Annotated in this window: 8 protein-coding genes; all 8 read left to right on the forward strand. The window is 58.9% G+C overall.

Features of this window, described 5'->3' with window-relative positions; genetic code table 11:
- The first annotated feature begins 489 nt into the window (after positions 1-489).
- Positions 490-855 (forward strand): NADH-quinone oxidoreductase subunit A, encoded by a 366-nt coding sequence (locus tag AC5I5B_RS17510; protein ID WP_003496469.1) that lies wholly within the window; start codon positions 490-492, stop codon positions 853-855.
- Positions 846-1,430, forward strand: a complete 585-nt coding sequence (locus tag AC5I5B_RS17515) for a NuoB/complex I 20 kDa subunit family protein (protein WP_003502368.1) — start codon at positions 846-848, stop codon at positions 1,428-1,430. The genes AC5I5B_RS17510 and AC5I5B_RS17515 overlap by 10 nt, the downstream gene beginning before the upstream one ends.
- A 21-nt stretch (positions 1,431-1,451) precedes the next feature.
- Positions 1,452-2,054, forward strand: a complete 603-nt coding sequence (locus AC5I5B_RS17520; protein ID WP_020810740.1) for an NADH-quinone oxidoreductase subunit C — start codon at positions 1,452-1,454, stop codon at positions 2,052-2,054.
- Positions 2,051-2,479 (forward strand): GFA family protein, encoded by a 429-nt coding sequence (locus tag AC5I5B_RS17525; protein WP_060724097.1) that lies wholly within the window; start codon positions 2,051-2,053, stop codon positions 2,477-2,479. The genes AC5I5B_RS17520 and AC5I5B_RS17525 overlap by 4 nt, the downstream gene beginning before the upstream one ends.
- Before the next feature lies 1 nt (position 2,480).
- Positions 2,481-3,671 carry an NADH-quinone oxidoreductase subunit D gene (locus tag AC5I5B_RS17530; protein WP_003496461.1) on the forward strand — a complete coding sequence of 397 codons (1,191 nt, stop codon included), beginning with the start codon at positions 2,481-2,483 and terminating at the stop codon, positions 3,669-3,671.
- Positions 3,671-3,931 (forward strand): hypothetical protein, encoded by a 261-nt coding sequence (locus AC5I5B_RS17535; RefSeq protein WP_495752769.1) that lies wholly within the window; start codon positions 3,671-3,673, stop codon positions 3,929-3,931. Before AC5I5B_RS17530 ends, AC5I5B_RS17535 begins: the two co-directional genes overlap by 1 nt.
- Before the next feature lie 16 nt (positions 3,932-3,947).
- Entirely contained in the window at positions 3,948-5,045 is a 1,098-nt protein-coding gene (locus AC5I5B_RS17540) for an NADH-quinone oxidoreductase subunit E (RefSeq protein WP_111834308.1), read from the forward strand.
- Positions 5,046-5,055: 10 nt separating this feature from the next.
- The coding region (nuoF, locus tag AC5I5B_RS17545) for an NADH-quinone oxidoreductase subunit NuoF (RefSeq protein ID WP_495752770.1) at positions 5,056-6,139 on the forward strand (1,084 nt) is incomplete at its 3' end.

Raw genomic sequence — 6,139 nt, forward strand, 5'->3', positions numbered from 1 at the left:
TGCCGGCCTGTCACGCCGGAGGTCGCGGGTTCGAGCCCCGTCACTCGCGCCATTTCTTTCTCTTGAAATGTCTCCTCAAAACCAGATCGACGCGCTGTTTGCACGCCTCGATTTTTGACGATTCCGATGCTTGATTCCGGCCGTTTCAAACGCGATTTTTCCTGCTTTTTTTAGTCAAGTTTCGATATCGGGATATCGTCACTTCACCGCCGTTTCGACGTAAAATTCGTGTGACTTTTTTGCGGTTGCGTCGTTCAATCGATTATTATTGTATTTGAGGGGCTTAGGTCGGAATTGTGGCCCAAATTTGCGTCAATTCCGGCAATATTGTTGCCAATCAATGCGGCAGGTGTCTTGAAATGGTGCCTAAACTCTTGCAGAGAGGGCGCGGCTGCGCTAACCACTTTGGCGTTGCAACATATTTGTCCGCTCTTTGAGACTTAAGGTCACAAAGGCAGGTCCGGCACCCGGCCGGACAGGGAAGAGACCATGACTGAACTCCTCAGTTCCTACATTCCGATCGCAATCTTCATCGGTATCGCTCTCGTCATCGGCCTGGCGCTTCTCATTGCGCCCTTTGCGGTCGCCTACAAGGCGCCGGACCCGGAAAAGCTCTCCGCTTTCGAGTGCGGTTTCAACGCCTTCGACGATGCCCGCATGAAGTTCGATATCCGCTTTTATCTGGTGTCGATTCTGTTCATCATCTTCGATCTGGAAGTCGCCTTCCTGTTCCCCTGGGCGGTGTCTTTCGGCGAGATGGGCTGGTTCGGTTTCTGGTCGATGATGGTGTTCCTTCTCGTCCTCACCATCGGCTTTATCTATGAGTGGAAGAAGGGAGCGCTGGAATGGGCATGAGCCAGAACAACACCACGCTCGTTGCGCCGCAGCCGAAGGGGATCATCGATCCCTCGACCGGCAAGCCGGTTGGCAGCAACGACGCCTACTTCACGGACATCAACGACGAGCTGGCCGATAAGGGCTTTCTCGTTACCTCGACCGACGAGCTGATCACCTGGGCGCGTACCGGCTCCCTGATGTGGATGCAGTTCGGTCTTGCCTGCTGCGCCGTCGAAGGCCTGATGCAGGCTTCCGGCCCGCGTTACGACATGGAGCGCTTCGGCGTTGCCCCGCGCGCCTCACCGCGCCAGTCGGACGTCATGATCGTCGCCGGCACGCTGACCAACAAGATGGCGCCCGCTCTGCGCAAGGTCTATGACCAGATGCCTGAGCCCCGTTACGTCATCTCCATGGGCTCCTGCGCCAATGGCGGCGGCTATTACCACTATTCCTACGCTGTCGTGCGCGGTTGCGACCGCGTCGTGCCGGTGGATATCTACGTTCCGGGCTGTCCCCCCACGGCGGAGGCGCTGCTTTACGGCGTACTTCTGCTGCAGAAGAAGATCCGGCGTACCGGTACGATCGAGCGTTAAGGGCAAAGGACGGATTAAGTAATGAGCGAAGCTCTCAACGATCTTGCTGCTTACGTTAAGGAAGCGCGCGGTTCCCTCGTGGTGTCGGCTGATATTGCCTATGGCGAACTGACGCTGAACACGACGCCTGAAAGCGTGATCGCGCTTTTGACCTTCCTGCGTGACGATGTGCAGTGCGGTTTCGTCAACATCATCGATATCTGCGGTGTCGACTGGCCGCAGCGCGAGAAGCGTTTTGATGTCGTCTATCACCTGCTGTCGCCGCGCCAGAACCTGCGCGTGCGCGTCAAGCTGCAGGTGGCGGAAGACGAGGGTGTTCCGTCTTCGACCCCCGTTTATATGGGCGCGGAATGGTTCGAGCGCGAAGCCTGGGACATGTATGGTATTCCGTTTGAAGGCCATAAGGACCTTCGCCGTATTCTCACCGACTACGGTTTCGAAGGCCACCCGCTGCGCAAGGATTTTCCGGTTACCGGCTTTGTGGAAGTACGTTACGATGACGTGCTGAAACGGGTTCTTTATGAACCGGTCGAACTGAAGCAGGAATTCCGCAATTTCGATTTCCTCTCTCCTTGGGAGGGGACTGAATATGTTCTCCCGGGTGACGAAAAGGCCAAGCAATGAGCGAAGCCCCTGCGACAGAGCGTGCCCAATGTCTTTGCGGTGCCGTCGGCCTCAAGGCCGCGATCGGTGCCCGCGAATTCGGCGTCTGCCATTGCTCCATGTGCCGCCGCTGGTCCGGCGGTGCGTTTCTGGCTGTCGAATGCGCTGATATCTCCGTCGAAAACGAAGAGAACCTCGGCGTCTATTCCTCGTCTGAGTGGGGTGAGCGCTGCTTCTGCAAGAATTGCGGCAGCACGCTGATGTGGCGCTCCAAGGATGGCAAGCATTTTGCCGTCTCGTTGCAGGCTTTCGACAACCCTTCCAGTTTCCATTTTGCGTCGCAGATTTTCACGGATGAGAAGCCTTCGAGCTATTCTTTCGCGCAAACCACGCAGAACATGACCGGCCCCGAATTCATCGCCATGATCACCTCGGCGGAGCACTAGAATGACTGAGCATAACGTCCGCAATTTCACGATCAACTTCGGTCCGGAACACCCTTCCGCGCACGGCGTGCTGCGCCTGGTTCTGGAACTGGACGGCGAAATCGTCGAGCGCGTCGATCCGCATATCGGTCTTTTGCATCGCGGCACCGAAAAGCTGATCGAGACCAAGACCTATCTGCAGGCCGTTCCCTATTTCGACCGTCTCGACTACGTCGCGCCGATGAACCAGGAACACGCTTTTGCGCTCGCCGTCGAAAAGCTGCTGGGCCTCGAAATCCCGATGCGCGGCCAGCTGATCCGCGTGCTTTATTCTGAAATCGGCCGCATCCTGTCGCACATCATGAACGTGACGACGCAGGCAATGGACGTCGGCGCGATGACGCCGCCGGTCTGGGGCTTCGAAGAGCGCGAAAAGCTGATGGTGTTCTATGAGCGCGCCTGCGGCGCCCGCATGCACTCGGCCTATGTCCGTCCGGGCGGTGTTCATCAGGACCTGCCGCCGGAACTGGTCGATGATATCGGCAAGTGGTGCGATCCGTTCCTGACCGTGCTCGATAATATCGAAGGTCTGTTGACCGACAACCGCATCTACAAGCAGCGTAACGTCGATATCGGCGTGGTCTCGCTTGAAGACGCCTTCGCCTGGGGTTTCACCGGCGTGATGGTGCGCGGTTCGGGTGCTGCCTGGGATTTGCGTCGCGCGCAGCCCTACGAGTGCTATTCCGATCTGGAGTTCGATATCCCCGTCGGCAAGAACGGCGACTGCTATGACCGTTACCTGATCCGCATGCAGGAAATGCGCGAATCGGTGAAGATCATGAAGCAGTGCGTCGATCTTCTCTCCGGCAAGCACCGCATCGGCCCGGTCTCCTCGCTGGATGGCAAGGTGGTTCCGCCCAAGCGCGGCGAGATGAAGCGTTCGATGGAAGCTCTTATCCATCACTTCAAGCTCTATACCGAAGGCTATCACGTTCCGGCCGGCGAAGTTTACGCCGCCGTCGAAGCGCCGAAGGGCGAATTCGGCGTCTATGTGGTCGCCGATGGTTCCAACAAGCCCTACCGCTGCAAGATCCGCGCTCCGGGCTACGCACACCTGCAGGCCATGGATTTCCTGTGCAAGGGCCATCAGCTTGCTGACGTTACAGCCGTGCTCGGCTCCCTCGACATCGTGTTCGGGGAGGTCGACCGCTGATGCGTCTGCCGCTGGCCATACCGGCTTTTCTCGCTGCGATGTCGGCACCCGTTCTCGCCCAGACGGCGACGAGCGAGCCTGAGGTATCGCTGTCGAGCGGCGGCTCTTCGACCATCAAGCTGCTTCTGTCATCGGGATACGAGATCAAGGCCTCGGTTCCCAATGGCAGCAAGTTCATCGTGTTCATGCAGAAAGACAAGGCGGCTTACGCCTGCGAATTCGTCACGGTGGCGAGATCGCGTTGTGAGACGTTAAACTGAAAAGGCGTGAGGAAGTATGTCCGTTCGTCGACTAGCCGAAGATCAGTTCCAGCCCGTGGCATTTGCCTTCAATGCGGAAAATACCGCATGGGCGGAAAAGACGATTCTGAAATATCCCGAGGGACGCCAGCAATCAGCGGTCATCCCGCTGCTCATGCGTGCGCAGGAGCAGGACGGCTGGGTTACCCGCGCCGCCATCGAGAAAATCGCCGACATGCTGGATATGGCCTATATCCGCGTCATGGAAGTGGCGACCTTCTATACGCAGTTCCAGCTGAAGCCGGTTGGCACACGCGCCCACGTTCAGGTCTGCGGCACTACGCCCTGCATGCTGCGCGGCTCGGAAGCGCTGATGGACGTCTGCCGCAAGAAGATCCATCACGATCCGCTGCATACCAATGAGAGCGGCACGCTCTCCTGGGAAGAAGTGGAATGTCAGGGCGCCTGCGTCAACGCGCCGATGGTCATCATCTTCAAGGATGCCTATGAGGACCTGACGCCCGAGCGTCTGGAAGAGATCATCGACACGTTCGAGGCAGGCAAGGGCGATACGGTCAAGACCGGCCCGCAGATCGACCGTCACGAGTCGGTCCCGGTCGGTGGCCTGACGACCCTGACGGAAGAGATCAAGCCGGATCGTTCCAATCTCGACAAGCCTGCCGAAGTCGTGGCTGATGCCGCACCGGTTCCGCCGGCCAATGCCGCCAAGCCGAAGACGGACGCGCCGGAAACCGATCCGAAGCTGAAGACGCCGGCCAACGAGCCGAAGGCTGCTGAAGCGAACGTCAAGGCCGCCGAAAAGGAAGCTTCGGGATCTGCGAAGCCGTCACTCGATTCCAAGGATCGTCCGGCCGGCATCGAAAAGCCCGCAACGCCCGACGACCTGAAGCTCATTTCCGGCGTCGGTCCGAAGATCGAAGGCACGCTGCACGAGCTCGGCATCTTCACCTACGCGCAGATTACCGGCTGGAAAAAGGCTGAATGCGACTGGGTCGACGGTTATCTGAATTTCAAGGGCCGCATCGAACGCGATGAGTGGATCAAGCAGGCCGAGGCGCTCGCCAAGGGTGGCGAAGCCGAGTATATCAGGGTCTTCGGCAAGAAGCCGCGGTAAAGGGTGAAGCATGTTAAAAGATCAGGATCGCATCTTTACCAATCTCTACGGCCTCAAGGACAAGTCCCTGAAGGGCGTGATGGCGCGCGGCCATTGGGATGGCACCAAGCAGATCATCGAAAAGGGTCGTGACTGGATCATCAACGAGATGAAGGCTTCCGGCCTTCGCGGTCGCGGCGGCGCAGGCTTCCCGACGGGTCTCAAGTGGTCCTTCATGCCCAAGGAAAGCGACGGCCGTCCGCATTATCTCGTGGTCAACGCCGACGAATCCGAGCCCGGCACCTGCAAGGACCGCGAAATCCTGCGCAACGATCCGCATACGTTGATCGAAGGCTGCGTTATCGCCGGTTTCGCCATGGGTGCACACACCGCCTATATCTACGTGCGCGGCGAATATATGCGCGAACGTGAGGCGCTTCAGGCCGCCATCGACGAATGTTACGATGCGGGCCTGCTCGGCAAGAACAACAAGAACGGCTGGGATTTCGACATCTACGTCCATCACGGCGCAGGTGCCTATATCTGCGGCGAAGAGACAGCACTGCTTGAAAGCCTCGAGGGCAAGAAGGGCCAGCCGCGCCTGAAGCCGCCGTTCCCGGCCAATATGGGTCTTTACGGTTGCCCGACGACCGTCAACAACGTCGAATCCATCGCCGTTGCTCCGACCATTCTGCGCCGAGGTGCGGCATGGTTCTCGTCTATTGGCCGTCCGAACAATGTCGGCACCAAGCTGTTCATGGTCTCCGGCCATGTCGAGCGTCCATGCACCTTCGAAGATGCGCTGGGCCTGTCCTTCCGTGAACTGATCGAACACCATTGCGGTGGCATTCGCGGCGGCTGGGACAATCTGCTTGGCGTCATCCCCGGCGGCGCATCCTGCCCCATCGTGCGCGGTGAGGACATGAAGGACGCCATCATGGACTTCGACGGCATGCGCGAAGTGAAGTCGTCCTTCGGCACCGGCGGCATGATCGTCATGGACAAGTCCACCGACGTCATCAAGGCGATCGCCCGCATCGCGGCGTTCTTCAAGCATGAAAGCTGCGGCCAGTGCACGCCGTGCCGTGAAGGCACCGGCTGGATGTGGCGCGTGC

This window comes from Agrobacterium sp. (assembly GCF_059499945.1).